The organism is Mycobacterium sp. IDUB_19, from assembly GCF_055419445.1.
On the sequence record NZ_JBVAXR010000020.1, the window covers coordinates 1 to 26,903 of the forward strand.

Genomic DNA, 26,903 nt, shown 5'->3' on the forward strand with positions numbered 1-26,903 from the left:
GTTGACGCCGGCGTCGCGCCAGACCGCGAGCCGCTCGCGGACCATCTGCTCGGTCCCGATCAGCGTGGTGCCCAGCACCATATCGTCGGTCACCAACGCTGCGGCGCCCTCACGGTCCCCGGCCTGCCAGCGCTCGCGCACCGCGGCGGCGGCCTCGGCCCAGCCTTGCCGGCTGTAGGCCTGGTTGTAAAAGTTCGTGCTCGACGACCCCATGCCGCCGAGGCTGAAGGCGAGTTCCTTTTTGCGGCCGGCGATCATACGGCTCAGTTCGTCCTCGTCGGCCGCGAAGGCCACTTCGGCGCCCTGACAGATGTCGATGTCCGCGCGGGTGCGACCGGCGGCCGCGAGACCGGCGTCGAGGTGGGCGAAGTACGCCTCGTGCGCGCCTTCCGGGACGAAGCTGGTGCCCAGCCAGCCGTCGGCGATCTCGCCGGTCAACCGCAGCATCGCCGGTGACAGCGTGGCGAGGTAGATCGGAATAGCGTGCTGCGGTGCGTTCGACACCCGCATCGGCACCGCCTCACCGGGACGAGGGATCTGAAATTCCTTGCCGGAATAGGAGATCTTGCCCCCGGCGAACACCTGGCGCACGATGTCGACGGTTTCTCTGGTTCGGGCCAGCGGCCGGCGGAACGAGACGCCGTGCAGGCCCTCGATCACCTGTGGACCCGAGGCGCCCAGGCCCAGCAAGAATCGCCCGTTCGACAGGTTGGACAGCGTGATCGCGGTCTGCGCCAGCAGCACCGGCGACCGGGTGCCGACCTGCAGGATGCCGGAGCCGAGCAACATCTTCTCGGTACGCGCCGCGAGGTAGCCCAGCGCCGAAGGTGCGTCCGCACCCCACGCCTCGGCGACCCAACACACATCGAGACCCAGCTTTTCCGCCTCGACGGCCAGCGTCACCACCTGGGCGACTTCGTCACTGCCGCCGGACAACTCAACCGTCGTCGCGGTGCGCATCAGCGCACCCCGTGTTCGGCCAGCCTCTTGATTGCCGCCAGGGTCTTGCTGATCGCCGTCTCGAATTCGCGCATCCGCACGAACACGATCTTTTCTTCCTTGTCCGGCATCGAGTCGATCGCCGCCGACAGCCCCGAGCGTCCCGGCCCTATCTGCATCCAGTAACTCAGGCTGGTACCGCCGTCCCGGGGTGCCAGCCGGAACCGCCAGGTCGACGACGGGTAATCGACATCACCTACCGCCCAGGCGAATTCGCGCGACTGGTCGCAGGCCACGATGTGCGAGGTGGTGCTCCATTCGCCGAACGCGTCGTGCTGGTTGTGTCCGACGAAGCGAGCACCGACCTTGGGCCGATCGGCGCTGCCGGCCCACTCCACGGACTGCAACTCGTTGCTGAACGTCGGCATCAGCTTGATATCCGAGATAAGGTTCCAGACCCGGGCCGGATCGGCGTCGATCCACGTCGAGGCTTCCACCGTCGGGTTGTCCGCATAACGTGCACCGGTCCACTCCACGCAGCCATTGTCCCCTACCCGGGGCGGAAGTCAGGCCGCGACGGGCTCGCGATCGGCTGGCTTGTCGGCCTTGATCTTCGGCAGCAGCGAGGACAGTTTGGCCGGGTCGGGGAACGTCAGCTTGACGATCTTGCGCACGACGGTGCCGAACTGCTGCAGCAGCGGTCCCTTGTTGTAGGGGATCCCGTAGCGTTCGCAGATCTCCTGCACCTCGGCCGTGATCTCCGAATACCGGCGGGCCGGCATGTCGGGGAACAAGTGATGCTCGATCTGGTGCGACAGGTTGCCGGACAGCAGATGAAAGAGCCTGCCCCCGGTCAGGTTGGCCGAACCCAGCACCTGGCGGAAGTACCACTGGCCGCGGGACTCGTCCTTGGTCTCCTCGACGGTGAATTCCTGGGTGCCGTCCGGGAAGTGGCCGCAGAAGATGATCATGTACGACCACACGTTGCGCATCAGGTTGGCCGTGAGGTTACCGGTCAAGACGAACGGCGCGAACGGTCCGGCCAGCAGCGGGAACGCCACGTAGTCCTTGAGCGTCTGACGCCGGGTCTTTTTCCAGATGTCCTTGAGTACCTCGCGCTTGTCGCGCAGCCGGATCTCACCGGAGCGGATGCGCTCGGTTTCCAGTTCGTGCAGCGCAACGCCGTACTGGAACAGCACCATCAGCAAGAACGCGTAGACCGGGTTGCCCAAGAAGTACGGCGTCCAGCGCTGGTCCTCGCTCATCCGGATGATGCCGTAGCCGATGTCGCGGTCCATTCCCACGATGTTGGTGTGGGTGTGGTGCATGTAGTTGTGCGAATGCCGCCATTGGTCGGCCGGGCACGCCGTGTCCCACTCGAACGAGCGGCCGGAGATGTTCGGGTCGCGCATCCAGTCGTACTGGCCGTGCATGATGTTGTGGCCGATCTCCATGTTGTCCAGGATTTTCGACACACCCAGCATTGCGGTTCCCAGCAGCCAGGCCGGCGGCAGGAACAGCAGCGCTCGTCCGCCGACCTCCAGCGCACGCTGGGCTTTGATGACGCGGCGGATGTAGTCGGCGTCGACTTCGCCGAGGTCGGCCATCACGCGATCCCTGATGGCGTCGAGTTCACGGCCGAACGCATCGGCCTGCTCGGGGGTAAGGGTGATCTTGTCGTGTGACATAGCTCCTCCTCCTAGAGGTTGTGGGCTTGTGTTGATGGGCGGCGACTCGCTAAAGGGCGAGATCGACGTCCCCGACGGGGACGGATACGCAGATCTGGATGTCTTCGTCCGGGGCGGTCGAGGCCGCGCCGGTGGTCAGGCTGCGCACGGTGCCGGAGACCTTCCGGCGCGTGCAGGTGTGGCAGATGCCCATCCGGCATCCGTTCTGCGGCGTCAGGCCGGCAGCTTCGGCCTGTTCCAGCAGTGAGCGGCCGTCGTCGACGACGTCAACTCCGCTGTCCGCGAACGTAATTCGGCCGCCCGACGGATTCGCTGGTGCCGCGATCACCGGCGGCACGAAGCTCTCGGTGTACACGTTGTCGCAGTGCTCGCGGACGGCGTCGACCAAAGCGGTTGGGCCGCAGACGAATACCGCGTCCGGCGACGGCATGGCCGCGTTGAGGTGCTCGGTACCGAAGCTTCCGACGAGGTCGCCCGAACCCGAACGGGTGAACCCGTGTAGCACCCGCACCCCCGGCATAGCGCTCAGCTCATCGCGGTAGCAGGCCTCTGCCGGCGTGCGGGCGTAGTGGACGAACGCGATCTCCGCCCCCTGATTTTGCAAGTGGCCCTCGGCGACCAGGGTGCGAAGCATCGCCATGACGGGCGTGATGCCGCTGCCGCCGGAAACCAGAAGGATCCGCCGCGGCCGTTGCGCCGGCAGGACGAAGTCGCCGCCAACACCGGCCAGGCCGACCACCATGCCGCGGCGGGCCTGCTCGTAGAGGTAGTTCGACACTAGCCCGCCTTCTGAACCGGCTCCGTGGCGGCCGATCGTCAACTCGAGGGTCGTGCTGCCTTCTACGTTGGCGGGTGAATAGCAGCGAGTGTGCCGGCGGCCGTCGATGTCGACAGTGACGTTGACGTATTGACCGGCCTTGACGGCGTGGGTGGATGTGAAGCTCTCGTTTGGAGCGAGGGTGAGTGTGATGCTGCGCGGCGTGGTGCGGCGCACGTCGATGACTTTGGCGCGGCCTTCGCTCAGTGTCCAGGTAGGCGCGACCAGCTCGGTGTAGCGGTCGACGCCGTGCGGGCCGGTGAGCAGGTCTACCAGGTCGGAGCCGAGAATTCGGTCCCGGAAAGTCTTGGCGAAGCTGTGACGCGAGGTCTGACTTCTTTGAGTGAACATATGTACACCGTGCTCTCAAACTTCGCAGCTAGTCAAGGGTTTGTGCAGCGCTGTGGTAGGCTTCACATAGTGAACGGTCGTACTCCTAGCTCACGTTCGCACCGGTCTAGCCGCGAGCGCTCCCGGGAAAGCCCATCACGCGAAGAGCGCAAAGAGGCGACCCGGCGCGCGATCATCGCCGCCGCACTCAAGCTGCTGCAGGACGGCAGCTTTTCGGCCCTGAGCCTGCGCGAGGTGACCCGCGAGGTCGGGATCGTGCCCGCGGCGTTCTATCGGCACTTCGAGTCGATGGAGGCCCTCGGGCTGGTGCTCATCGACGAGTCGTTTCGCAGCTTGCGCGACACCCTGCGCGATGCGCGCGCCGGCAAGCTCGACCCGAACCGGGTGATCGAGTCGTCCGTCGAAATCCTGATCGCCAGCGTCGCCGATCGACGGGAGCACTGGCGGCTGATCGCCCGCGAGCGCAACAGCGGCCTGACCGTGCTGCGCTACGCGATCCGCACCGAAATTCGGCTGATCACCTCCGAATTGGCGACCGACCTGGCGCGCTTCCCGGGGCTGCACGAATGGAGCACCGAGGACCTCAATGTGCTGGCGACCCTGTTCGTCAACTCGATGATCGTGATCGCTGAGGCGATCGAAGACGCCCAGTCCGCCGAGGCGCTGGAAGACATCCGGCGAACCGCCACCAAACAGCTGCGCATGATCGCCATCGGCATCGCCGGATGGCGAAGCAGCCCCTGACCTTTAGCGGGCGTCCCGCCACATCGCCCACAGCGGCGGCCCCCCATTGGGCAGCGCGACCTCTTGAGTCACCGTGAAACCAAATCGCATGTAGTAAGGCACGTTTTCGGGCTTGCTGGACTCGAGATAGGCCGGGCAGTGCTCGGCATCGCAGCGGTCCAGCCGCGAGGCCATCAACGCCTGCCCATAGCCGTGGCCGCGCACCGAGGGGTCGCTGCCGATGGCGGCCAGATACCAGTGCGGCTCTTCGGGATGTATGCGCTTCATCATTTCCTGGATGCCGCGCGCCATCCCCGTCCGCAGGCCGAACACCCGCAGAAATGCCGGCGTCATCGCCAACTGCGCCCAGCGGGATTCCTGCCACTGATTCGGCGGATCCCACAGGGCGGCCGCCCCGATGCCGGCCCCGTCGTGGGCCACCTCGACACCGCCGCGAGGCAGATGATGGTGCCGTGTCATGGCCGAAAACATCCGGGCCAGATGCGTGGTCCGCGTCATGCTCTCGGGAAATATCCAGGCCATCACCGGATCGTCGAAAAAGGCCCGGCTCAGGGTGGCCGAGAGGTCGCGGAGGTCGGCTTTGCGCGCCGGACGTGCCTGGGGGGCCATGACGTCAGGCTAGTGGCTACCATGCGGAATGAACACGAAACGGCCCGGGTGTGACGGTGAGGTGGCGGGTACTCCGATGCGATGACGGGACTTTCACGGCGGGCATTCGGGCAGATCGCAACGGGCGCGGGCGTGCTTGGCGCCGGAGCATGGGCGGCCGCGTGCGGGCGCGACCGCCACAGCGCGCCTGCCAGTCCGCCGCCTGCTGCGGCCAAGGGCGTGGGAATCACCTTGTCGCACGAGCAATTTCGCACCGATCAGCTGGTGGCGCAGGCCCAGGCGGCCGAACATGCCGGCTTTCAGTACGTCTGGGCCAGCGATCACATCCAGCCTTGGCAAGACAACGAGGGCCACTCGATGTTTCCATGGCTGACGCTGGCGCTGGTGGGCAACAGCACCAGCCGCATCTCCTTCGGCAGCGGCGTCACCTGTCCGACCTACCGCTACCACCCGGCAACGGTGGCGCAGGCGTTTGCCTCGCTGGCGGTCCTGAGTCCGGGTCGGGTGTTTTTGGGGCTCGGGACCGGCGAGCGGCTCAACGAGCAGGCCGCCACCAACACGTTCGGCAAGTACGCCGAGCGTCACGACCGTCTGGTCGAGGCGATCGACCTGATTCGCCAGCTGTGGAGCGGCCAGCGAATCTCGTTCGCGGGCCGCTATTTTCAGACCAATTCGCTGAAGCTCTACGACACACCACCGACTCCGCCGCCCATCTTCGTCGCCGCTAGCGGACCCAAAAGCGCAAGGCTGGCAGGGCAATACGGCGACGGCTGGATCACCCAATCCCGCGATCTCACGAACCCCAAACTGCTGGCCGCGCTCAACGCCGGCGCCCACGCCGCCGGGCGGGATCCCGCGAGTCTGGGCAAGCGCGCCGAACTGTTCGCCGTCGTCGGCGATAGCGAGGAGGCCGCCCGCACGGCGGCCTTGTGGCGCTTTACCGCCGGAGCCGTCGATCAACCCAATCCGGTCGAAATTCAGCGTGCCGCCGAATCGAACCCGATCGAGAAGGTGCTCGCCAACTGGACTGTCGGCATCGATGCCGCCACACACATCACCGCCGTGCAATGGGTTCTCGACGCCGGCGCCGTCCCGTTTCTGCACTTCCCGCAGGGCGACCCCATCACGGCCATCAACTTCTACCGCGACTACGTTCTGCCCAAGCTGCACTAATGGAGTCGCCGCTCTCGGCTCCGTTGCACGCCCCACTTACCATGAGGTAGCTCCTTCTCGGTTTATCTAAGATGCCGGTGCGACGATGCCCGGGGAATGGTTGGCCACGGTGTGGGACTTCGAAACGGACCCGGAATACCAGGCGAAGCTGGACTGGGTCGAAAAGTTCATGGTCGACGAGCTGGAACCGCTCGATCTGGTCGCCCTTGATCCGTACGACAAAAACAACGCCGAGATGATGAGCATCCTGCGGCCGTTGCAGCAGCAGGTAAAGGACCAGGGATTGTGGGCCGCCCATCTGGGGCCCGAGCTCGGCGGACAGGGCTACGGACAGGTCAAGCTCGCGCTGCTCAACGAGATCCTCGGGCGCTCCCGCTGGGCGCCGTCGGTGTTCGGCTGCCAGGCGCCGGACTCCGGCAATGCCGAGATTCTGGCGATGTTCGGCACCGACGAGCAGAAGGCCCGCTACCTGCAGCCGCTGCTCGACGGCGAAATCACCTCCTGCTATTCGATGACCGAACCGCAGGGCGGTTCCGATCCTGGCATGTTCGTGACGAGCGCGACCCGGGACGGTGACGACTGGGTCATCAACGGGGAGAAGTGGTTTTCCAGCAACGCCAAGCACGCGTCGTTCTTCATCGTGATGGCGGTAACCAAGCCCGACGCCCGCACGTACGACAAGATGTCGCTGTTCATCGTTCCGGGCGAGACGCCGGGCATCGAGATCATCCGCAACGTCGCGGTGGGAGGCGAGTCGGGCAAGCACGGTTCACACGGCTACGTGCGCTACTCCGACGTCCGAGTGCCCGCCGACCATGTGCTCGGCGGTGAGGGGTCAGCGTTCATGATCGCGCAGACCCGCCTCGGCGGCGGCCGCATCCACCACGCCATGCGCACAATTGCGCTGGCGCGCAAGGCTTTCGACATGATGTGTGAGCGCGCGGTATCACGCCAGACCAGGCACGGGAAACTGGCCGATTTCCAGATGACCCAGGAGAAGATCGCCGACAGCTGGATCCAGATCGAGCAGTTCCGGCTACTGGTGCTGCGCACCGCGTGGCTGATCGACAAGCACCACGACTACCAGAAGGTGCGCCGCGACATCGCGGCCGTCAAAGTCGCGATGCCCCAGGTGCTGCACGATGTCGCGCAGCGGGCCCTGCACCTGCACGGCGCGCTCGGAGTCTCCGACGAAATGCCCTTTGTCAAAATGCTGGTGGCCGCCGAGTCGTTGGGCATCGCCGACGGCGCCACCGAGCTACACAAGATGACGGTGGCCCGCCGCACTCTGCGTGAATACCAGCCGGTGACAACGCCTTTCCCGTCCCAGCACATACCTACCCGGCGTGCGGAAGCTCAGACCCGGCTGGCCGAACGCCTGGAGCACTCGATCGCCGAGTTCTAACCGCCGAGCGTCGACTTATCGGGCTGAAACGCCGGGTTTGGCCCCATCAACTCGGCGTTCGACGCGCCTTCAGGAGATGTAGCGAACGATGCTTTCGGCGACACAGGCCGGCTTCGGCGATCCGTCGACCTCGACGGTGGTGGACACCGTGGCCTGCACGGTGCCGTTGCCCAGGTCCTCGACGCCGACCAGCGAGCTCTGCGCGCGGACCCGGGAGCCGACCGGCACCGGCGACGGGAAGCGAACCTTGTTCAGCCCGTAGTTGATTGCGAGCTTGATGCCGTTGACGGTGTACATCTCGTGTTGCAGCCGGGGCAGCAGCGCCAGGGTCATGAAGCCGTGGGCGATGGTCTTGCCGAAGGGACCGGCCGCCGCTCGCTCCGGGTCGACGTGGATCCATTGGTGATCGCCGGTCGCGTCGGCGAAGAGGTTGACGTCTTCCTGAGTGATGGTCACCCAGTCGCTTTGCCCGATGGTCTCGCCCGTGGCGGCGGTGAGGTCGGCGACTGACTCGAAGGTGCGCATGCTTTCTCCTCTGCTCGCGGGTAAGCATAGAACTCGTGAGGCTGCTGTTGATTGCCGATACCCATGTCCCGACCCGCGCCCGCGATCTGCCCGCGCGGGTGTGGGAGGAGGTCGCGACGGCGGATGTCGTGATGCATGCCGGCGACTGGATAGCGCTCGAGCTGCTCGACGAGCTGCAGTCCAGGGCCGCCCGGCTGGTCGCATGCTGGGGAAACAACGACGGGCCTCAATTGCGGTCGCGACTGCCGGAGCGAGCGGATGTGACGTTGGCGGGAGTGCGCTTCACGGTCGTGCACGAAACCGGCGGTTCGGCCGGCCGCGAAGCCCGGATGTCTCGGCTGTACCCGGACAGCGAGGTGCTGGTTTTCGGGCACAGCCACATCCCGTGGGACACCATGACGCCGACCGGGATGCGCCTGCTCAATCCGGGCTCGCCGACGGATCGCCGCCGCCAGCCGTTCTGCAGCTACATGACGACCTGCGTCGATGACGGCAAAGTGACCGACGTCATGCTGCACCGCCTCGACAAGTAGCCCAGATATAAGCCCTGCATAGCTGGCACACATATATAGCTCGTAAACAGAGCTATATGCAAGCAATGAGCGCACGTACCGACTTGGTCGCCGAGGTGTTCGGCGTCGTCGGCCGATTCCGCCGCCAGTTGCGCAGGTCCGTCGGTCGGGGATTCGACTCCGCGCGATTCACCGAGTCGCAGTCCGAGCTGTTATGGCTGATCGGCCGGCGACCGGGGATCTCGGTCCGCGCCGCGGCAGCAGAACTCGGGCTGATTCCGAATACCGCCTCGACCATGGTCTCCAAGCTGGTGGCCGGCGGCTTGCTGATCCGGACTGTCGACGAGACCGACCGTCGCGCCTGCCAACTACGACTCGCCGAGCCGACCCAGCAGATCGTCGATGCATCGCGGGCCGCCCGGCGCGTGCTGCTGTCCGAGGCGCTGGACGAACTTAACGATGACCAAATCGATTCTCTGACAAAGGGTTTGGAGGTTCTCGACATGGTGGCCCGCAGATTACAGGAGAGATGACTATGACGAAATTACCGATGGCGATCGACTGCCGGCACCTGACCTTCCGCTACGGCCAGTTCACCGCCGTCGACGACCTGACGTTGCAGGTGCGGCCCGGCGAGACGATGGGTCTGCTCGGACCCAACGGCGCGGGAAAGACGACGCTGGTGCGGATGCTCACCACGCTGACCCCCGTGCAGGACGGCGAATTGCGCATCTTCGGGCTGGACTCCCGGCGTCAGACTATCGATATTCGCAGCAATATCGGCTATGTCCCGCAACAGCTTTCGATCGAGCCCGCGCTGACCGGCCGGCAGAACGTGGAATGGTTCGCTCGGCTCTACGGCGTACCGCGTGCGCGGCGCGCCGACCGCGTCGAGCAGGCACTAGGCGCCATGGAGCTGCTCGACGTCGCCGACCGGCTGGCGGGCACCTACTCCGGCGGGATGGTGCGCCGCCTCGAGGTGGCGCAGGCACTGGTCAACCGCCCGTCGCTGCTGGTGCTCGACGAACCGACGGTCGGGCTGGACCCGATCGCCCGCGATGGCGTGTGGTCGCAGGTGCAGAGCATGCAGGCCCAATACGGCATGACCGTGCTGCTGACCACTCACTACATGGAGGAAGCCGACGCGTTGTGCGATCGAGTCGCGCTGATGCATCACGGCAAACTGCGCGCTGTGGGCACTCCCACCGAGCTGAAGACCAAGGTATCCAAGGTGTCGCCCGGCGCCACGCTCGAGGACGTGTTCCGTCACTACGCATCTTCGGACCTGCGCGCCGACACGTCTTCCGAACCTTCCGACTTCCGCGAAATCCGTTCTAGCAGAAAGGTTGCCAGCCGTGCAAGTTGATCACACCTGCCAGACCCCGGCAGCCACGCTGGCGCGCGCACCGCGTGGGTGGCAACGGGTCGGTGCAACGTTCAGCCGCATCGGCGCCTTCGCGATCGTCGAACTGCAGAAGCTGCAGCACGACCGTACCGAGCTTGTCACCCGGATGGTGCAGCCGGCGTTGTGGCTGCTGATCTTCGGGACGACGTTCAGCAAATTGCACGTCGTCAAGACCGGATCGGTCTCGTATCTGGCCTTCCTGGCGCCGGGAATCATCGCGCAGTCGGCGCTGTTCATCTCGATCTTCTATGGCATACAGATCATTTGGGATCGCGACGCCGGTGTGCTGGCCAAACTGATGGTGACACCGGCCCCGGCGTCGGCGCTGATCACCGGCAAGGCGTTCGCGGCCGGGGTGCGCTCGGTCGCCCAGGTCGTCGGTGTGCTGGCGCTGGCGTATCTGATGCGCGTGGGCCTCACCGTCAACCCGCTGCGAATCCTGGCGGCCATGGCCGTCGTGATGCTCGGTGCCGCGTTCTTCGCCTGCCTGTCGATGACGTTGGCCGGGCTGGTCCGCAATCGCGATCGCCTGATGGGTATTGGGCAGGCGATCACGATGCCGTTGTTCTTCGCGTCGAACGCGCTGTACCCGGTCGACGTGATGCCCTCGTGGCTGCATGTGCTGAGCACCGTCAATCCGCTGAGCTACGAGGTCGACGCCCTGCGTGCGTTGTTGATCGGCACCCCGCTGAACCCACTCGACATCGTCGTGCTGGTCTTGGCGGCGCTGATCGGAATCACCACGGCCTCAACACTTTTGCGTCGACTGGTCGCCTAGGTCGCTGCACCGGTGCGGTAGCGCATGTGTTATCGCACCGCAAGAGGGCGCATGGTTCCGAGAGTCAATCGTGACCGGAACGAGACGATTCCTCGCCGACTCTCAATCGTTAGCCAACCGCGATCTACCACCCCGGCCGCGACAAACGAGTTCAACCCTCCCACTGTGTTTCACTCCCGGAGAACAGATTCCACCGCATAGCGCGGCAGATGAAAGTTGGGATGGGTAAGAGCTATGACATTCGTTGAGAAGTTGCGTGGCGCTGCGACAACCATGCCGCGCCGGCTGGCTATCGCGGTTGTAGGCGCTGCCCTGTTGTCCAGTCTGGTCGCTGTTGTCGGCGACTCGGCGACTGCGGGGGCGTTCTCCAAACCGGGTCTTCCAGTGGAGACCCTGCAGATTCCATCACCGTCGATGGGCCGCGACATCAAGGTTCAATTCCAGGGCGGCGGACCGCACGCGGTCTACCTGCTCGACGGTCTGCGGGCGCAGGATGACTACAACGGCTGGGACATCAACACGCCGGCCTTCGAAGAGTTCTACCAGTCCGGTGTGTCGGTGATCATGCCCGTCGGCGGCCAATCCAGCTTCTACAGCAACTGGTACCAGCCGTCGACAAGCAACGGCCAGACCTACACCTACAAGTGGGAGACCTTCCTGACCCAGGAGATGCCTGTCTGGCTGCAGGCCAACAAGCAGGTTTCGCCGTTCGGCAACGCCGCGGTGGGACTGTCGATGTCGGGTGGCTCCGCAATGATCCTGGCCGCGTACTACCCGCAGCAGTTCCCCTACGCCGCGTCGCTGTCGGGCTTCCTCAACCCGTCCGATGGCTGGTGGCCGACGCTGATCGGCTTGGCGATGAGCGACTCGGGTGGCTACAGCGCCAGCAGCATGTGGGGTCAGTCCACCGACCCGGCGTGGAAGCGCAACGACCCGATGCTCCAGATTCCGCGGCTGGTCGCCAACAACACCCGGGTCTGGGTCTACTGCGGCAACGGCACACCGAGCGACCTCGGCGGCGACAACATGCCGGCGAAGTTCCTCGAGGGCCTCACGCTGCGCACCAACGAGCAGTTCCAGAACACCTATGTGGCCGCAGGCGGACGCAACGGTGTGTTCAACTTCCCGGCCAACGGAACCCACTCGTGGCCGTACTGGAACCAGCAGCTGATGGCGATGAAGCCCGACATGCTGCAGGTGCTCAACGCGCCCAGCCCGCCCGCCGCCCCTCCCGCCGGCTAGGGGCGCCTGACACACCCAAACGAGCATCGGCAGCAGCGCCCGGTCAGCGCTGCTGCCGATGCTTTTGGGTTGACCGGGACTAATCGAGGACGGCGCGCCGGTCCATGTGGAAATAGGTGATGCCGGTCGTCAACGCGCATACGCCGGAGGCGACCACCAGCATCCAGGTGCCATTGACGATCAGGCTGATGCCGCCACCGACGGCGGCACCCAGCATGAAACTGGCGAGCAGCAGAAAGTAGCCGAGCCACTCCGCCGCCGTACCGCCGGCGATGTGGCGTTCGATGCCCTGGCCCATCTTGACCAGCGTGCCGGTCACATAGCTCAACGGCACCGAAACCTCGCCGTTCTTGACGAACGACGTGTTCAGCGCGCCAACGCCGAAGACCACCAACATGATCGGCGCGAAATCAAGCATGTTCTCCTGCCAGCCCTCGTCGAGCACGTCGACCGCGGTAGCGGCGATCAGGCTGAAGGTGGTCAGCACGGTTGGGCCGTGCGGATGCGCCGACCAGAAGCGGCGACGGCACGCCGAGGCGACCACCACGCCGGTGACGAAGCACAGCATCAGCACCCCCGCCGAAATCGACAGCAGCACGTCATGCCGGAAGTAGCCAAGTACCGCGCGCTGGGCATTCCCGGTCATGAAGGTGACGAAGTATCCCTCCGAGTGCGTGAAAGCGGTCGCCCCCAGGACACCGGCCAGCCCGGCCAGCACCCACGACAATCGAGCTTCACTGTCGAAAATCTCATTTGCCACACGGACAATGCTTGCAGACGCCCGTCGCGGGCGCAGCGGCCTACTCGACCGCGGTGAGCCGGGCGATGGACCGCAGCGGGATCGGCAGCCACCCCGGGCGGTGCCGCGCCTCGTAGCCGGCCTCGTAGACGGCCTTGTCGAGTTCATAGGCGGCCAGCAGCGGCGCCGAGTCTCGAGGATCGGTCTCCGACGCGGCCGCATAGCCGTCACAGAAGGCGGTGCGATTGCGCTCGACCCATTCCCGGGCGCGGGCGGCCAGCTGCTTGTCGGCCCCGTGATCGACCAGCGGCCCGTAGGCGGCGTACTCGAACGACCGCAGCACGCCGGCCACATCGCGCAGCGGCGAATCCGGGGCCCGCCGCTCGTCCAGCGGCTGACCGGGCTCACCCTCGAAGTCGATCAGCAACCAGCTCTCCGGGGTGCGCAGCACCTGCCCCAGGTGCAGATCACCGTGAATGCGCTGGACGGTGATGCTCTCGCCGGCGAGCTTGCCGAAGCGCTGTTCGATCGTTGCCGCGTGCTCCGCCAGCTCGGGGACCAGCGCCGCGGTCGACGCCAGCCGTGCCACCACGTTGTCCACCGGAAAGGTGGACTGCGCGGTTCCCAGGGCTTCGGCCAGGGTGGCGTGTACGGACGCGACAGCCTCGCCGAGCCGATAGGATTCACCGGCGAAGTCGCCGCCGACCTCGTAGGCGTACAGGTCGCCCTCGGCGAACAGGTCGCGAACGCTGGCCGTCGCCATCGCCCAGCCCTCGGCGGCGTTGGACTCGAACTCGGTGACCATGCCCAATGGCCACGCCGTCTCCTCGGTGCCGTCGGCACCCGCGATCTCGTAGGTACCTAACAGTCGGGCCACGTTGGGGTTGCCGGCCCGGCCGAGCACCCGGTTCAGCTCGATGTCGGGGTTGATACCCGGGCTGACCCGACGAAAGACCTTGAAGATCGCGGACCGATCGAAGATCACGCTGGTGTTGGACTGCTCGGCGTCGGCGACCCGCGGATAGGCATCCAGCGGAAGGGTGACATCCGGCTCCTTGCGGAACACCACTTCGGTCCCGGAGGAATCTCGGGAGGCGGACGTGTCGATCAGCGACAGCAGAAACTGGGGCGCGTCGGTTTCGTACAGCGCGTCGTAACCGGTCTGGTCGTCGGCCGAGCCGATCGTGGCCACGGTGTTGTACTCGATGACCGGCTCGACGTCCCAGCCGACCAGCACCTGATAACGCTCCGCGGGGCCGCTCGTGTAGTTGGCGTCGACGAGCACCAATTCGAGGTTGTCGCGCAGTGAAACGACCAACGCGGGCTCGGCACTGGACAGCTCGCGATTGCGCCCGGCATACCACCGCTGCTGTGGCAGCCATTCGGTCCAAGGAAGCTTGGCTGACTGGGTCGTCATGCGTTCTCCTCCGATGCGCACAGCTGGAACCAGTAGAACCCATGTCCCGGCAGTGTCAGCAAATAGGGCAGGTGGCCGATGCGGGGGAACTCGACCTGCCCGGTGAGCTCGATCGGCGTGTGGCCGCTCCAATGTTGCAGGTTCAACTCGATCGGCTGGGGGAACCGCGACAGATTGTTGACGCACAGCACGATGTCGCCGTCGTCGGGTGCTTGGCGCAGGAATGCCAGCACCGACGGGTTCGATCCGCCGAGTTCCTCGAATGTGCCGACGGCGAAGGCGTCGTGTCGGCGACGCACCGCCAGCATCACGCGGGTGAAGTTGAGCAGCGACGTCGAGGTGTCACGCTGGGCTTCCACGTTGACGGCCTGGTAGCCGTAGACCGAGTCCTGGCTGGGCGGCAAGTACAGCCGGCCGGGGTTGGCCTGGGAAAAACCGGCGTTGCGGTCCGGCGTCCACTGCATCGGGGTGCGGACCCCGTCGCGGTCACCCAGCCAGATGACGTCGCCCATGCCGATCTCGTCGCCGTAGTACAGGACCGGCGAGCCGGGCAGCGACATCAGCAGCGCGGTGAACAGTTCGATCTGGTTGCGGTCGTTGTCCAACAGCGGTGCCAGCCGGCGCCGGATCCCGACGTTGGCCTTCATCCGCGGGTCCTTGGCGTACTCGGAGTACATGTAGTCGCGCTCTTCGTCACTGACCATCTCCAGCGTCAGCTCGTCGTGGTTGCGCAGAAAGATCCCCCATTGCGCGATGTCGGGGATCTCCGGCGTCTGCGCGAGAATCTCCGAGATCGGGAACCGCGATTCGCGGCGCACAGCCATGAAGATGCGTGGCATCAACGGGAAGTGGAACGCCATGTGGCACTCGTCGCCGCCGGTGCTGGCATCGCCAAAATATTCGACGACGTCCGCAGGCCACTGATTGGCCTCGGCGAGCAGCACCCGGCCCGGGAACTCGTCGTCGACGACCTTGCGGACCCGCTTGAGGAACGCGTGTGTCTCCGGCAGGTTCTCGCAGTTGGTGCCCTCGCGTTCGAACAGATAGGGCACCGCGTCCAGCCGAAACCCGTCGATCCCGAGATCGAGCCAGAAGCGCAGCACGTCGATCATGGCCTCTTGCACGGCCGGGTTGTCATAGTTCAGGTCGGGCTGGTGGGAGAAGAACCGGTGCCAGTAGAACTGCTTGCGGACCGGGTCGAAGGTCCAGTTCGACTCCTCGGTGTCGATGAAGATGATGCGTGCATCGGTGTATTTCTCGCTGGTGTCGCTCCACACGTAGAAGTCGCCGTACGGGCCGTCGGGATCGTGCCGCGACTCCTGAAACCAGGGGTGTGAATCCGAGGTGTGGTTCATCACAAGGTCGGTGATGACCCGGATCCCCCGCTCGTGCGCCGCGTTGAGCAAAGCCACGAAGTCCTCGACCGTGCCGAACTCGGGCAGCACCTTGTAGAAGTCGCGGATGTCATAGCCGCCGTCACGCAGCGGCGAGTCGTAGAACGGGGGCAGCCAGATGCAGTCGATTCCGAGCCACTGCAGGTAGTCGAGTCGTTGCAAGAGGCCGCGCAGGTCACCGGACCCGTCCGCGTTGCCGTCCAGGAATGCCCGGACCAGCACCTCGTAGAAGACGGCGTGTTTGAACCAGGTCGGATCGGCCGGCAGCGAGGCCGCGATCTCGAAGTCCTCCGCGTTGGGGTGCTCGACTACACCCCCTTCGACGTGACTCCCTCCCGCGGGATCGTGCTCAACGGCGTCGGTTGCGTCGTTCATCAATTCCACGATGCCACGTGTACCCGAGGCGGCCCGATCGGAATCACGCAGCTAATTCGCCGACCTGGCAACCGAATTGGCCGCCGGCCAGAAAGTACGCGGGTCACGATCAGGCCGGAGGCCCCTCCCCCAACACCACGTTCGCGGTCTGGTCGCCGGCCCCGGAACGCCAGTGCAGCACGATGGTGTCGCCCGGGTGATGCGGGACGAGCACGTCCGTCATCGCGGTGGGCCCGTTGATCGGCACATTGTCGACGCCGATGATGACGTCACCGGGTGCGATACTGGTGCCCGCCGCGGGACCGCCGGGCACCAGGCGCTGGACCCGGGCTCCGTTGCCACCGTTCTCGGCAACGCCCATGCCGAGGAAGGCCGTGGGGCCGACGTGCACGGTGTTGGAACCGGCTCCGGACCGGATCTGACCGGCGACGCCCATCGCGTGACCGATCGGGATGGCGAAGCCCTGGCCGCCGGACATCTTGTAGCTGTCGGTGGCGGCCGTGTCCAACCCGACCACCTGCCCGGCGTTGTTGACCAGCGGCCCGCCCGAGTCACCGGGCTTGATCGCGGTGTCGGCCTGGATCAACCCGCCCAGCGTCTCGTCGGCGCCGGTCAGGGTGTCGGTGGCCGAGACGGTCTGGTTGAGTGCGACCACTCGGCCGGGCACCACGCTGGGCGCTCCGCCTTGGCCGTGGGTGTTGCCGAGCGCGACGACCGGCTCGCCGATGGCGACGCCGCCCCCGATCGCGGCGGCGGGCAGGCCACCCGCGCCCCGAAGCTGCAGCACCGCGACGTCCGCGGTGCGGGAGTAGCCGATCACGTCGACGGCGTACGTCTGACCGTTGCCGACGTCGAACGCGCTGATGTCGGTCGCGGCCGAAATGACGTGGTTGTTGGTCAGCACCACACCACCCGGATCAATGACGATGCCGGTCCCGGCCCCCACCGCGCTGTTGTAGCCGAACTTGGTGCTGATGTTGACGACCTGCGGTCCGACCTGCGCGGCGATCGCCGCGGGGTCCAGCGGGAACATGGGCGCGTCGCGGAACCCGCCTGACGCCGGAGTCGACGGCGACGCAGCCGCCGGCACCGTGGTCAGGCCCAGGCCCAGTCCGACCACAGCCAGCACACTGACCAACCATGACCGCCAGACTGAGCGGTGGTGCCATTTGCCCATCCCGTACCTCCCTGCATCGGGGTGCGAAGCGCAAGCGGCCCAGCCTCTACGTCTGGGCCACACAAATTTGTGTACCTCACCGTAATGCAGGTAGCTAGTTCAGGCCTCACTAAGCGCTGGTGAGTGATTGCGCCCCTAAGCTGGCACGGTGGGCGAATTCGACCCCAAGGCCTGGTTCGCACGGTCCCCGGTGGCGCGACTGGCGACCAGCTCGCCCGACGGAGAACCGCACCTGGTGCCGGTGGTATTCGCGTTCGACGACGACTCCCCCGACGGCCACGGCGTGGTGTATACCGCCATCGACGCGAAACCGAAAAGCACGCAGCGGCTGCGTCGGCTGACGAACATCGCCGGCAACGCACGGGTCAGCCTGCTCGTCGACCATTACGCCGACGATTGGACGCAGTTGTGGTGGGTCCGGGCCGACGGTGACGCCGCCATCCATTACGACGGCGCGGCGATGCACACCGCCTACCGGATGTTGCGCTCCAAATACCGTCAGTATCAATCGGTTTCGCTCAACGGCCCAGTCATCGCGATAACGGTGCACCGCTGGTCGAGCTGGCACGCCTGACCAGGCGCGCTGCAGCGCGCAATTGTGGCCGGCCCGTGGCCTTGTGTTGGGCGGCAGTTGGGAGAAAGGTTGCTTCATACGTTCTGTGAGCTACGACACACCGTGGCCGGCCGAGCGAAGTGGAGGAAGGTCATGGCGGACAAGGCGAACGCTTCGGCGGGCACGGGAGCCGTTCCCACCGCGAACTGTCCCGGCGATGTTCGCAACATCGCCCTGGTCGGCCCTTCGGGGGGCGGCAAGACGACACTGGTCGAGGCTCTGCTGGTCGCGGGCGGGGTGCTGACACGGCCGGGCTCGGTCACCGAGGGCAGCACCATCTGCGATTACGACGACGCCGAAATTCGCCAGCAGCGGTCGGTGGGCGTTGCGGTGGCCTCCCTGTCGCACGGCGGCATCAAAATCAACCTGGTCGATACACCCGGATACGCCGATTTCGTCGGCGAGCTGCGAGCCGGATTGCGCGCCGCGGACTGCGCGCTGTTCGTCATCGCCGCCAACGAGGGCGTCGACGAGCCGACCAAATCGCTGTGGCAGGAATGCAGCCAGGTCGGCATGCCCCGCGCGGTGGTGATCACCAAACTCGACCACGCCCGCGCGAACTATTCCGAAGCGCTGCAGGCGGCGCAAAACGCGTTCGGCGACAAGGTTTTACCGCTCTACCTACCGACCGGCGCACCATCGTGTGAAGGACTGATCGGCCTGCTGTCGCAGAAGCGCTACCAGTATTCGGGCGGCACGCGCACCATCGAGCCGCCGGATCCATCGGATGCCGACCGGATCGAGGACGCGCGCGGCACGCTGATCGAAGGAATCATCGAGGAATCCGAGGACGAGTCCCTGATGGACCGCTATCTCGACGGCGAGTCGATAGACGAGGCCGTGCTCATCGACGACCTGGAGCGCGCCGTCGCCCGGGGGTCGTTCTTCCCCGTCCTCCCGGTGTGCAGCGGCACCGGTGTCGGCACCCTGGAATTGCTCGAGGTCGCCACCCGCGGTTTCCCATCTCCGATGGAACATCCGCTACCGGAAGTGTTTACGCCGCACGGCGCCCCGCACGCCCAACTCGCCTGTGACGCCAAAGCGCCGTTGTTGGCAGAGGTGGTGAAGACGACGTCAGACCCCTACGTCGGCAGGGTGAGCCTGGTCCGGGTTTTCTCCGGGACCATCAGGCCCGACACGACGGTGCATGTGTCGGGCCATTTTTCGTCCTTCTTCGGGGATCCCGAAGGGACCAGAGGCAACGGCAACACCCACCCCGACCACGACGAAGACGAACGGATCGGGGTGCTGTCCTTCCCGCTCGGCAAGCAGCAACGGCCCGCACCCGCGGTGGTGGCCGGCGACATCTGTGCGATCGGCAAGCTGAGCCGCGCCGAAACCGGCGACACGCTCTCCGACAAGGCGGAGCCCCTGGTGCTGAAGCCCTGGGCCATGCCGGAGCCGCTGCTGCCGATAGCCATTGCGGCGCATGCCAAGACCGACGAGGACAAACTGTCGGTCGGGCTGGGCCGGTTGGCCGCCGAGGACCCGACGCTGCGGATCGAGCAGAACCAGGAAACGCACCAGATCGTGCTGTGGTGCATGGGTGAGGCCCATGCCGGCGTCGTCCTCGAGGCGCTGGCCAACCGGTACGGCGTCACCGTGGACTCGGTGGAACTGCGCGTTCCGCTGCGGGAAACCTTCGGCGGCAAGGCGAAAGGCCACGGCCGCCACGTCAAGCAGTCCGGCGGGCACGGCCAGTACGCGGTGTGCGACATCGAGGTGGAGCCGTTGCCGGAGGGCTCCGGATTCGAGTTCGTCGACAAAGTGGTCGGCGGAGCGGTACCGCGACAATTCATCCCGAGTGTGGAGAAGGGTGTCCGCGCGCAGATGGAAAAGGGTGTGCACGCCGGTTACCCGGTGGTCGACATCCGAGTCACCCTGCGCGACGGTAAGGCCCACAGCGTGGACTCGTCGGACTTCGCGTTCCAGATGGCGGGTTCGCTGGCGTTGCGGGAGGCCGCCGCCGCGACGAAGGTGACCTTGCTCGAGCCGATCGACGAGATTTCGGTGCTGGTGCCCGACGACTTCGTGGGCGCGGTGCTGGGCGACTTGTCGGGCCGTCGCGGCCGGGTGCTCGGCACCGATACCGCGGGCCAGGACCGAACGGTAGTGCGAGCCGAAGTGCCCCAGATCGAGCTGACCCGGTACGCGATCGACTTGCGTTCACTGGCCCATGGGGCCGCGTCGTTCACCCGTTCGTTTGCCCGCCACGAAGCCATGCCGGAGTCCGCCGCGAGCCGATTGACGGCTACTGTTTGAAAGCACCTGATAATCAGCCAGATTGGGAGCCCGGATTAAAGTATGTCGACATTCAATGGGCTGCCCGCCCATATCCTGCTCAATCATTTCGTCGTCGTCCTAGGTCCGCTTACAGCGATTCTGGCGATCCTGTGTGTGATATGGCCCGCGGCGCGGCGCCGGCTGATCTGGCTGGTTCTGCTGCTGGCGGTGGGCACGCTCGTCTTGACCCCGTTGACGACCAGCGCGGGCGTCTGGTTGTCGGCTCGCGTCGGTACAGCGTCGCCGGCGCTCACCAACCACGAGCAACTCGGCTCAACCCTGATCTACATCGTGGCGGCGCTGGCGGCGACGGTCACGGTATTGGCCGTCCTCCACGTTCGTGAGGCGCACGGCGTGGACATGAAACTCACACTGCACGCCGTGGTCGGGGTGCTGGTGGTCATCGCGGCCGTGGCCACCCTGGTGCAGACATACCGAGTCGGCGATTCGGGCGCCCGCGCCGCCTGGGGAAACGTGACGTCGTCGGCACCCTGAGGCTGTCTCGATAGCCCTTGCCGCACAGCTCTTCTCACGCTGCTTTCTCGGCGTCAGGCTCCGCCGAACTGTTGGGCCACGGCGCGACGATCCAGCGAACCCTTGGCGGTGTGCGGCAGTTCGCCGGTCTGCAGGAAGGTGGTAGGCAGCTCGTAAGGCGCCAACCGCTCACGGCAGAACTCCGTCAGCTCCTCGGGGCTCGGCGGAGTCGATTCGCGCGCGACGATCACCGCAGCCACCGTCTCGCCGTACATCTTGTCCGGCAGCCCGAGCACCGCGACCTCCAAGACGCCGGGATGGCCGGCCAGCACACCCTCAACGCGTTCCGGCGAAATCTTCTCGCCACCACGGTTGATGAGTTCCTTGATCCGCCCGCGGATGCTCAGATCCCCCGCTGTCGACAGTGACCCGAGGTCGCCGGTGCGCAGCCAGCCGTCGGTGAAGTTGGCGGCGGTGATCGACGGGTCGCCGAGGTAGCCGCGCACCACGGTCGGGCCATGCAGCCAGACCTCGCCGACGGACTCGGCAGGAAGGGGCTGTCCGTCAGACCCGATGATCCGGATCTGCGGACTGGTCGAACGACCGACGAGACCAGTTGTCTCAGAGGGATTTTCACCTTGATCGATCCCCGTGGTGGCCACCTGATGAGTGCCCTCGGTCATCCCGAAAGCACACACCACCGTTGCGCCGAAGGTGTCTTGCAGCGCCTGGGCGGTTTCCGTGGTGAGCGGTGCGCTGCAGCTACGGATGAAGCGCAAGGCGACGAGTCCGCTGTCCGGCTGCTCAGTGTTGTTGCGCTCCAACAGGATCTGGTGAATCGTCGGAACCGCGGTGTACCAGGTGGCCCCGACGGCGGCGATGTCGTCCCAGAAGGTGTGCGCCGAGAACTTCCCGCGCGCGGGCAACAGCACCGTCCCGCCGGATGCCAGCGTCGACAGCAGCGCGGCGACCAGACCGTGGCCGTGATAGAGCGGCATTACCGCAACCGTCGCGTCGTCGGGACCCAGCTGATAGGCGGCGACGATCGCCCGCACCGAACTGGCGATGTTCGCCCGCGTCCACGGGACCATCTTCGGCATGCCCGTGGTGCCGCCGGTGAACATGATCATGGCGTCGTCGTCGTGCAGCCCCTCGGGTGTCGAGACGTCTCGATTCGGCGCGGCCGCGGCGTCCAGGTTGACCGACGACGGAGCACCGTCACGGCCGATGGTCACAGCGATCGTCCACCACACCAATCCCGGTCCCTGCTCGTCGCCGGGCACCTGGCCATCGACGAGCACCACCCCCGCGCCCGCGACCTCGCAGCGGGCACGCTGGTCGCCGACGGGTAGCGCCGGATCCAGCGGAACCGCGATCAGCCCGGCGCGCGACGCCGCCAACAAGCCGACGACGAACTCCGCATTACTCCCGGACCGCAGCGCGAGCCGATCTCCCGGCCGCAACCCGGCGTCCCGCAGCCGCCCGGCCAGCTCGTCAACCAGCCGAACCAGCTCGCCGTAGCCGACCGGTACCCGATCGGCGGTGGCGACCAGCGCCGGCGCCTCCGGCCGGCGCAGTGCCGCCGCGGCGACCAAATCGGCGATGCTCGGGGATTCGTCGGTCAACTCCGCCTCCGGAAGGTAGGTGGTCAATTCGGTCATCGCAGTGGTCCTCCGTCTTTGTCGATATGTAGCAGCACCTGATTGCACGATGCAGAGAAACCGCCGCGTTCGTCCAATACTGTTCCGCTCAGGATCGATAATCGGAAGCTATTGAGTGCGTCTTGCCGCTGACCAGCGGTCGATAACCAGCGTAAATCGCTGCATAGTGGCTTGGTCTTGGACACCGGCGGGGCACCCGGACCACAGTGGTGGACAACACGCGAGAGACACGAGGAGTCGGGACATGACCACACTTTCGGCATCACCTGACGGAGCGCCGGAGGGGTCGGAGGACACTGCCCTGACCGACGGCTTCCACCTCGTCGTCGATGCCCTCCGGACCAACGACATCGACACCATCTACGGGATCGTCGGCATCCCGATCACCGACCTCGCGCGTGTCGCTCAGGCGTCCGGCATGCGGTACATCGGCTTCCGGCAGGAGACGTCAGCCGGCAATGCCGCCGCTGCCGCCGGGTTTCTCACCGGCCGCCCCGGGGTGTGCCTGACGACATCGGGGCCCGGATTTCTCAACGGCCTGCCCGCCCTGGCCAACGCCACCACGAACTGCTTCCCGATGATCCAGATCTCCGGGTCGAGTAATCGAGCGCTGGTCGATTTGCAGCGCGGCGATTACCAGGACCTGGATCAACTCAATGCCGCAAGGCCTTTCGTAAAGGCCGCCTACCGGGTCGACCGGGTTGAGGACATCGGGCTCGCCGTGGCGCGTGCGATCCGCACCGCCGTGTCCGGCCGGCCGGGCGGGGTTTACCTCGACATCCCTGGCGCGGTGCTGGGCCAGGCCATGGATGCCGCGGCCGGAGCCGAGAGCGTCTGGCGGGTCATCGACCCCGCACCCCGCCAGCTGCCGGCACCCGAAGCGGTCGATCGCGCACTGGGTGTGCTCGCACGGGCACGCCGGCCACTGATCGTCCTCGGTAAGGGCGCCGCGTATGCACAGGCCGACGCCGTGATTCGGGATTTCGTCGAAACCACCGGAATTCCGTTCCTGCCGATGTCGATGGCCAAGGGGCTGCTGCCCGATTCACACCGGCAGTCCGCGGCGGCCGCGCGCTCACTGGCCATCGCCCGTGCCGACGTGGTGTTGCTGATCGGTGCACGGTTGAATTGGCTGCTCGGCCATGGGGAGTCGCCGCAGTGGTCGTCCGACGCGAAGTTCGTGCAAGTCGACATTGCGGCGTCGGAGTTCGACAGCAACCAGCGAATCGAAGCTCCGCTGGCCGGCGACATCGGATCGGTGATGTTTGCGTTGCGCGACGGCCTGGCTACCCATCCGGTCAACGCCGCGACGGAATGGACGGACGAGCTGGCGGACCGGCGAGCGCTCAATGACGCCAAGATGTGTGAGCGCCTGGCCGAAAATCCCCACCCGATGCGCTTTTACAATGCACTCGGCGCCATTCGCTCAGTGCTGCAGGCGAATCCGGATGTCTACGTTGTCAACGAGGGAGCCAATGCGCTGGACCTAGCCCGCAACGTGATCGACATGGAGCTGCCGCGGCACCGCCTCGACACCGGGACCTGGGGCGTGATGGGTATCGGCATGGGCTACGCGATCGCCGCGGCCGTCGAGACGGGCAGGCCCGTCGTCGCGATCGAGGGTGACAGCGCATTCGGGTTCAGCGGCATGGAGATCGAGACCATCTGCCGCTACCGGCTGCCGGTGACGGTCGTCATCCTCAACAACGGCGGCGTCTACCGCGGCGACGAAAAGCCCACCGGAGCAGCCCCGGCCCCCACCGTGCTGAACGCCGGAGCGCGCCACGAACTGATCGCAGAAGCGTTCGGCGGCAAGGGATACCACGTCACCACCCCGGCCGAGCTGAAGGCGGCGCTGACCGTGGCGATCGCGTCGAACGGGCCGTCGATCATCGACTGCGAGCTCGACCCGGCGGCCGGGGTGGAGAGCGGACACCTGGCGAGTCTCAACCCGACCAGCGCGGCTGCCCGGGAGTCCGCGATCAGCGCCGGTGCGTGACCCCGAGTAGCTCGGCATCGAAGAACTCATCGAGCGAAAGCTCTTGCGCGGAAGCGACGAGCGCCCGAGCGATCGGCGAGCCGGGCCCCGCGGCGTTGGTGGCCAGCGCGATCTCGGCTTTCACCACCGGATCGACCAATTCGACCGCACGGATCTCTCCGCTCAGTGTCGACGTCCACAGCCAGGTGTGCGGAACGATGCACGCCCAGTTGCCGGAGGCGACCTGCGCGAGTAGCGAAGCCACAGAGTCGGTCTCGACTTGCGGGGTGACCGTGATGCCGTGGCTGGCGAAGGCTTCGTCGATGATTTGGCGGTCCCGCATATCGGAGGTGAGCAATGCCAGCGGCAACTGCGCGGCATCCGGCCAGCGCAACGTCGATGCGCCCGACGGCAACATGTCCGCCGACGACAGCAGCACGTAGTGCTCCGCATAGAGCGGCACCAGGTCCACATCGTTTGCGTCGTCGTGCGACGTGTGCACGATGGCGGCGTCGAGCTCGAATTCGCGTAAGCGCCGATACAGTTCCGTGGCGGCCAGCCGCGAATGGATCTGCACCTTGGCCAACGGATGTGCCGAACAGAAGGCCGAAAGCACCAGGGACGCCGTCGTCGAAGCGGTGGGCACGGTGCCCAGCCGAAGCGTTCCGGTGATCCCCGACCGCACGGCGTGTACCTCGGCCTTGAACGCATCGTGTTCGGCCAGAATCCGCCTGGCCCACACGACCAGTCGATCCCCTTCGGGGGTGAGCCCTTCGAAGCTGTGCCCGCGGTTGATCAGCGTGACGTTCAGCTCGCGTTCCAGCTTGGCGATCGCGGCGGAAAGCGCGGGTTGCGACACGTAGCACTTCTCGGCGGCCCGGGCGAAGTGGCGCTCCTGGGCAACCGCGACGAAGTACTCCAGTTGACGGAAGAGCACCCGCACCTCCTCGGTCTGGCGGCACCGATTCCGCTGAGGTTAACGCGTGGCTAGCCCGCCAGCCAATCCAGTGTCTCCGACACGTCGCGGACCGCGACGCCGATGGCGCGGCACTCTTGGATTCCGCGGTCGTACAGACCCGACATCGCGTCGGACACCAACACGATGCGGAAGTCGCGTTCAGACGCCTCGTAGACCGACGTCCTGGGGCAGTTCGGGAAGTTGCAGCCCGCGAAGACCACTGTATCGCTGCCGCTTTCACGTAGCAGTCGCTCAAGCGCGGTGTCGTAGAAGGCACCCCACCTCGGTTTGTACATCACATGCTCGGCGGTTCCCACTTCCTGCAAGCCGCCGCCCAACAGCAACTCATGGTCCAGTTCAACGGCTTTCGGCAATAGCTCCGGGGCGATCTGCGAACCGGCGCTGCCCGGCAACGCAATTCGTGCCCCCTGCGCAACCGAGCGTCGCCGAACCAGGTCGACATTCGACCCGTCCGGCCGATAGAGCCGCACCGCGTGCACAATCGGTAGCCCGCGCTGCCGGAACGCTCTCGCCAACTTGGCAATTGCGCCGATCACTGCGCCGGTACCCGAAACCGGCATCGGCGCGTCCCCGCCGGGGAGATCGAGGAAATCGCGCTGCATGTCGATCAGCACCAATGCCGCCGAGCCTGCCCGCGGCCGGGTGTAGTGGTCCTCTGGCGTCATACCCGCTCCCTGACGAGAACCGCCCGTGACGGGATTGAACGGTGATCGGATCGATGTCTTGGTGACCGGGCGGGAGTGTCATTGTTTGCTAAAAGCCGTATTCGTCAGACAGCCAGTAGGATATCGGTGTGTTGATCGCACCATCTCGGAGGGTGGACGCCATGCGTCGTGGGGTTCGTTATCTATTTGTTATGGTCGCGATCACGGGCTTGGGTGTGGTGGGATCCGGTTCCCGTGCGGTCGCCGCAGTCCCGGTGCCCGAGCCAGTCCCCGCAATTGCCTCGATTTTGCCGGCCGATGGCGCGGTGGTGGGAGTCGCACACCCGGTCGTCGTGAAATTCACCGCGCCGGTGGCCGATCGTGCCACCGTCGAACGGTCCATCCACGTCGCCGCACCGAGCAACATCACCGGACACTTCGAGTGGCCCGAGAACAATGTCGTGCAATGGGTTCCGAACCAGTATTGGCCCGCGCACAGCCACGTTTCGGTGGGCGTGCAAGAGCTGACAACGGGGTTCGACACCGGCGACGCGTTCCTGGGTGTCGCCAGCATCTCCGCCCACACCTTCACCGTCAGCAGGGACGGGGAAGTACTGCGCACGATGCCCGCTTCGATGGGTAAGCCCAGCCGTCCGACGCCGATCGGCAACTTCACCGCCCTGGAGAAGCAACGCAGCGTGGTCATGGACTCGCGGACCATCGGAATCCCGCTCAGTTCGCCCGAGGGGTACAAGATCACCGCGCAGTACGCGGTCCGCGTCACCTGGAGCGGTGTTTACGTGCACTCGGCACCTTGGTCGGTCGACTCGCAGGGCCACGCCAACGTCAGCCACGGATGCGTCAACCTGAGCCCGGACAACGCGGCGTGGTACTTCAACAACGTCAACGTCGGCGACCCCATCGAGGTCGTGGCGTAACAGTCCCCGTTAGACCGGCACCAGCAAACCTGTGATGCGGCGG

The 26,903-nt window shown here is 65.9% G+C and carries 26 protein-coding genes; 13 read left to right on the top strand and 13 right to left on the bottom strand.

Annotated features, from left to right (window positions below):
- From ACZY0B_RS16650 to ACZY0B_RS16665, 4 genes are all read right to left on the bottom strand, one after another.
- The coding region (locus ACZY0B_RS16650) for an LLM class flavin-dependent oxidoreductase (RefSeq protein ID WP_463765240.1) at window positions 1–960 on the bottom strand (960 nt) is incomplete at its 3' end.
- Window positions 960–1,475, bottom strand: coding sequence for an SRPBCC family protein (locus ACZY0B_RS16655; protein ID WP_463765241.1), 516 nt, complete (start codon window positions 1,473–1,475; stop codon window positions 960–962). The genes ACZY0B_RS16655 and ACZY0B_RS16650, both read right to left, overlap by 1 nt.
- Window positions 1,476–1,505: 30 nt before the next feature.
- Window positions 1,506–2,627, bottom strand: a complete 1,122-nt coding sequence (locus tag ACZY0B_RS16660; protein ID WP_463765242.1) for a fatty acid desaturase family protein — start codon at window positions 2,625–2,627, stop codon at window positions 1,506–1,508.
- Between the two features lie 49 nt (window positions 2,628–2,676).
- Window positions 2,677–3,795 (bottom strand): ferredoxin reductase, encoded by a 1,119-nt coding sequence (locus tag ACZY0B_RS16665; protein WP_463765243.1) that lies wholly within the window; start codon window positions 3,793–3,795, stop codon window positions 2,677–2,679.
- Between the two features lie 69 nt (window positions 3,796–3,864).
- Here ACZY0B_RS16665 and ACZY0B_RS16670 point away from each other — a divergent pair, with 69 nt between their 5' ends.
- Window positions 3,865–4,539, top strand: a complete 675-nt coding sequence (locus ACZY0B_RS16670) for a TetR family transcriptional regulator (protein WP_463765244.1) — start codon at window positions 3,865–3,867, stop codon at window positions 4,537–4,539.
- Between the two features lie 3 nt (window positions 4,540–4,542).
- Here the strand turns inward: ACZY0B_RS16670 and ACZY0B_RS16675 are convergent, their stop codons facing one another.
- Window positions 4,543–5,148 carry a GNAT family N-acetyltransferase gene (locus ACZY0B_RS16675; protein WP_463765245.1) on the bottom strand — a complete coding sequence of 202 codons (606 nt, stop codon included), beginning with the start codon at window positions 5,146–5,148 and terminating at the stop codon, window positions 4,543–4,545.
- 81 nt (window positions 5,149–5,229) lie between these two features.
- On the opposite strand from ACZY0B_RS16675, the gene ACZY0B_RS16680 reads away from it, so the two are divergent.
- Together ACZY0B_RS16680 and ACZY0B_RS16685 are read left to right on the top strand one after the other, a co-directional pair.
- Complete coding sequence (locus tag ACZY0B_RS16680) at window positions 5,230–6,321, top strand: F420-dependent hydroxymycolic acid dehydrogenase (RefSeq protein ID WP_463765246.1); 1,092 nt, start codon at window positions 5,230–5,232, stop codon at window positions 6,319–6,321.
- A gap of 85 nt (window positions 6,322–6,406) precedes the next feature.
- A complete protein-coding gene (locus ACZY0B_RS16685; protein WP_463765247.1) occupies window positions 6,407–7,726 on the top strand; it encodes an acyl-CoA dehydrogenase family protein in 1,320 nt (439 codons plus the stop codon).
- A gap of 69 nt (window positions 7,727–7,795) precedes the next feature.
- Here the strand turns inward: ACZY0B_RS16685 and ACZY0B_RS16690 are convergent, their stop codons facing one another.
- On the bottom strand, window positions 7,796–8,251 hold the full coding sequence (locus ACZY0B_RS16690; RefSeq protein WP_463765248.1) for a MaoC family dehydratase: 456 nt from the start codon (window positions 8,249–8,251) through the stop codon (window positions 7,796–7,798).
- 35 nt (window positions 8,252–8,286) lie between these two features.
- Here ACZY0B_RS16690 and ACZY0B_RS16695 point away from each other — a divergent pair, with 35 nt between their 5' ends.
- The 5 genes from ACZY0B_RS16695 to ag85C all read left to right on the top strand — a co-directional run bounded on the left by ACZY0B_RS16695 (window position 8,287) and on the right by ag85C (window position 12,188).
- Window positions 8,287–8,784, top strand: a complete 498-nt coding sequence (locus ACZY0B_RS16695) for a metallophosphoesterase family protein (protein WP_463765249.1) — start codon at window positions 8,287–8,289, stop codon at window positions 8,782–8,784.
- Window positions 8,785–8,840: 56 nt separating this feature from the next.
- Window positions 8,841–9,296: a MarR family winged helix-turn-helix transcriptional regulator gene (locus ACZY0B_RS16700; protein ID WP_463765250.1), complete on the top strand. Its 456-nt coding sequence runs from the start codon at window positions 8,841–8,843 to the stop codon at window positions 9,294–9,296.
- On the top strand, window positions 9,293–10,129 hold the full coding sequence (locus ACZY0B_RS16705) for an ATP-binding cassette domain-containing protein (protein WP_463765251.1): 837 nt from the start codon (window positions 9,293–9,295) through the stop codon (window positions 10,127–10,129). The genes ACZY0B_RS16700 and ACZY0B_RS16705 overlap by 4 nt, the downstream gene beginning before the upstream one ends.
- Window positions 10,119–10,946 (top strand): ABC transporter permease, encoded by an 828-nt coding sequence (locus ACZY0B_RS16710; RefSeq protein ID WP_463765252.1) that lies wholly within the window; start codon window positions 10,119–10,121, stop codon window positions 10,944–10,946. Before ACZY0B_RS16705 ends, ACZY0B_RS16710 begins: the two co-directional genes overlap by 11 nt.
- A 234-nt stretch (window positions 10,947–11,180) precedes the next feature.
- The gene (ag85C, locus tag ACZY0B_RS16715) at window positions 11,181–12,188 is read left to right on the top strand and encodes a diacylglycerol acyltransferase/mycolyltransferase Ag85C (RefSeq protein ID WP_463765253.1); all 1,008 of its coding nucleotides are present in this window, start codon (window positions 11,181–11,183) and stop codon (window positions 12,186–12,188) included.
- A gap of 79 nt (window positions 12,189–12,267) precedes the next feature.
- On the opposite strand, the gene ACZY0B_RS16720 is transcribed toward ag85C, so the two are convergent.
- The 4 genes from ACZY0B_RS16720 to ACZY0B_RS16735 all read right to left on the bottom strand — a co-directional run bounded on the left by ACZY0B_RS16720 (window position 12,268) and on the right by ACZY0B_RS16735 (window position 17,290).
- On the bottom strand, window positions 12,268–12,948 hold the full coding sequence (locus ACZY0B_RS16720; RefSeq protein WP_463765254.1) for a YoaK family protein: 681 nt from the start codon (window positions 12,946–12,948) through the stop codon (window positions 12,268–12,270).
- A 40-nt stretch (window positions 12,949–12,988) separates the two neighbouring features.
- Window positions 12,989–14,344, bottom strand: a complete 1,356-nt coding sequence (locus tag ACZY0B_RS16725; protein WP_463765255.1) for a maltokinase N-terminal cap-like domain-containing protein — start codon at window positions 14,342–14,344, stop codon at window positions 12,989–12,991.
- Complete coding sequence (gene treS, locus ACZY0B_RS16730; protein WP_463765256.1) at window positions 14,341–16,113, bottom strand: maltose alpha-D-glucosyltransferase; 1,773 nt, start codon at window positions 16,111–16,113, stop codon at window positions 14,341–14,343. Before treS ends, ACZY0B_RS16725 begins: the two co-directional genes overlap by 4 nt.
- A 109-nt stretch (window positions 16,114–16,222) precedes the next feature.
- Complete coding sequence (locus ACZY0B_RS16735; protein ID WP_463765257.1) at window positions 16,223–17,290, bottom strand: S1C family serine protease; 1,068 nt, start codon at window positions 17,288–17,290, stop codon at window positions 16,223–16,225.
- 148 nt (window positions 17,291–17,438) lie between these two features.
- Here ACZY0B_RS16735 and ACZY0B_RS16740 point away from each other — a divergent pair, with 148 nt between their 5' ends.
- The 3 genes from ACZY0B_RS16740 (at window position 17,439) to ACZY0B_RS16750 (ending at window position 20,681) form a co-directional block, all read left to right on the top strand.
- Window positions 17,439–17,864, top strand: a complete 426-nt coding sequence (locus ACZY0B_RS16740; protein ID WP_463765259.1) for a TIGR03668 family PPOX class F420-dependent oxidoreductase — start codon at window positions 17,439–17,441, stop codon at window positions 17,862–17,864.
- A 132-nt stretch (window positions 17,865–17,996) separates the two neighbouring features.
- A complete protein-coding gene (locus tag ACZY0B_RS16745) occupies window positions 17,997–20,165 on the top strand; it encodes an elongation factor G-like protein EF-G2 (protein WP_463765260.1) in 2,169 nt (722 codons plus the stop codon).
- 42 nt (window positions 20,166–20,207) lie between these two features.
- Entirely contained in the window at window positions 20,208–20,681 is a 474-nt protein-coding gene (locus tag ACZY0B_RS16750; RefSeq protein ID WP_463765261.1) for a DUF2231 domain-containing protein, read from the top strand.
- A 53-nt stretch (window positions 20,682–20,734) separates the two neighbouring features.
- On the opposite strand, the gene ACZY0B_RS16755 is transcribed toward ACZY0B_RS16750, so the two are convergent.
- Window positions 20,735–22,321, bottom strand: a complete 1,587-nt coding sequence (locus tag ACZY0B_RS16755; RefSeq protein ID WP_463765262.1) for a FadD7 family fatty acid--CoA ligase — start codon at window positions 22,319–22,321, stop codon at window positions 20,735–20,737.
- 244 nt (window positions 22,322–22,565) lie between these two features.
- Here ACZY0B_RS16755 and oxc point away from each other — a divergent pair, with 244 nt between their 5' ends.
- Window positions 22,566–24,320 carry an oxalyl-CoA decarboxylase gene (gene oxc, locus ACZY0B_RS16760; protein ID WP_463765263.1) on the top strand — a complete coding sequence of 585 codons (1,755 nt, stop codon included), beginning with the start codon at window positions 22,566–22,568 and terminating at the stop codon, window positions 24,318–24,320.
- On the opposite strand, the gene ACZY0B_RS16765 is transcribed toward oxc, so the two are convergent.
- On the bottom strand, window positions 24,304–25,236 hold the full coding sequence (locus ACZY0B_RS16765) for a LysR family transcriptional regulator (RefSeq protein WP_463765264.1): 933 nt from the start codon (window positions 25,234–25,236) through the stop codon (window positions 24,304–24,306). The two genes, oxc and ACZY0B_RS16765, sit on opposite strands and share 17 nt — an antisense overlap.
- A gap of 50 nt (window positions 25,237–25,286) precedes the next feature.
- On the bottom strand, window positions 25,287–25,943 hold the full coding sequence (locus ACZY0B_RS16770; RefSeq protein WP_463765265.1) for a cysteine hydrolase family protein: 657 nt from the start codon (window positions 25,941–25,943) through the stop codon (window positions 25,287–25,289).
- 161 nt (window positions 25,944–26,104) lie between these two features.
- On the opposite strand from ACZY0B_RS16770, the gene ACZY0B_RS16775 reads away from it, so the two are divergent.
- Window positions 26,105–26,860 (top strand): L,D-transpeptidase, encoded by a 756-nt coding sequence (locus ACZY0B_RS16775; protein ID WP_463765266.1) that lies wholly within the window; start codon window positions 26,105–26,107, stop codon window positions 26,858–26,860.
- The last annotated feature ends 43 nt before the right edge of the window (window positions 26,861–26,903 follow it).

Coding starts and splice junctions, on each gene's coding strand:
- ACZY0B_RS16755 (WP_463765262.1), bottom strand. CDS start 22,321: ATGACCGAATTGACCACCTACCTTCCGGAGGCGGAGTTGACCGACGAA.
- oxc (WP_463765263.1), top strand. CDS start 22,566: ATGACCACACTTTCGGCATCACCTGACGGAGCGCCGGAGGGGTCGGAG.
- ACZY0B_RS16680 (WP_463765246.1), top strand. CDS start 5,230: ATGACGGGACTTTCACGGCGGGCATTCGGGCAGATCGCAACGGGCGCG.
- ACZY0B_RS16675 (WP_463765245.1), bottom strand. CDS start 5,148: ATGGCCCCCCAGGCACGTCCGGCGCGCAAAGCCGACCTCCGCGACCTC.
- ACZY0B_RS16690 (WP_463765248.1), bottom strand. CDS start 8,251: ATGCGCACCTTCGAGTCAGTCGCCGACCTCACCGCCGCCACGGGCGAG.
- ACZY0B_RS16745 (WP_463765260.1), top strand. CDS start 17,997: ATGGCGGACAAGGCGAACGCTTCGGCGGGCACGGGAGCCGTTCCCACC.
- ACZY0B_RS16660 (WP_463765242.1), bottom strand. CDS start 2,627: ATGTCACACGACAAGATCACCCTTACCCCCGAGCAGGCCGATGCGTTC.
- ACZY0B_RS16665 (WP_463765243.1), bottom strand. CDS start 3,795: ATGTTCACTCAAAGAAGTCAGACCTCGCGTCACAGCTTCGCCAAGACT.
- ACZY0B_RS16750 (WP_463765261.1), top strand. CDS start 20,208: ATGTCGACATTCAATGGGCTGCCCGCCCATATCCTGCTCAATCATTTC.
- treS (WP_463765256.1), bottom strand. CDS start 16,113: ATGAACGACGCAACCGACGCCGTTGAGCACGATCCCGCGGGAGGGAGT.
- ACZY0B_RS16685 (WP_463765247.1), top strand. CDS start 6,407: ATGCCCGGGGAATGGTTGGCCACGGTGTGGGACTTCGAAACGGACCCG.
- ACZY0B_RS16735 (WP_463765257.1), bottom strand. CDS start 17,290: ATGGGCAAATGGCACCACCGCTCAGTCTGGCGGTCATGGTTGGTCAGT.
- ACZY0B_RS16700 (WP_463765250.1), top strand. CDS start 8,841: ATGCAAGCAATGAGCGCACGTACCGACTTGGTCGCCGAGGTGTTCGGC.
- ACZY0B_RS16705 (WP_463765251.1), top strand. CDS start 9,293: ATGACTATGACGAAATTACCGATGGCGATCGACTGCCGGCACCTGACC.
- ACZY0B_RS16770 (WP_463765265.1), bottom strand. CDS start 25,943: ATGACGCCAGAGGACCACTACACCCGGCCGCGGGCAGGCTCGGCGGCA.
- ACZY0B_RS16775 (WP_463765266.1), top strand. CDS start 26,105: ATGCGTCGTGGGGTTCGTTATCTATTTGTTATGGTCGCGATCACGGGC.
- ag85C (WP_463765253.1), top strand. CDS start 11,181: ATGACATTCGTTGAGAAGTTGCGTGGCGCTGCGACAACCATGCCGCGC.
- ACZY0B_RS16725 (WP_463765255.1), bottom strand. CDS start 14,344: ATGACGACCCAGTCAGCCAAGCTTCCTTGGACCGAATGGCTGCCACAG.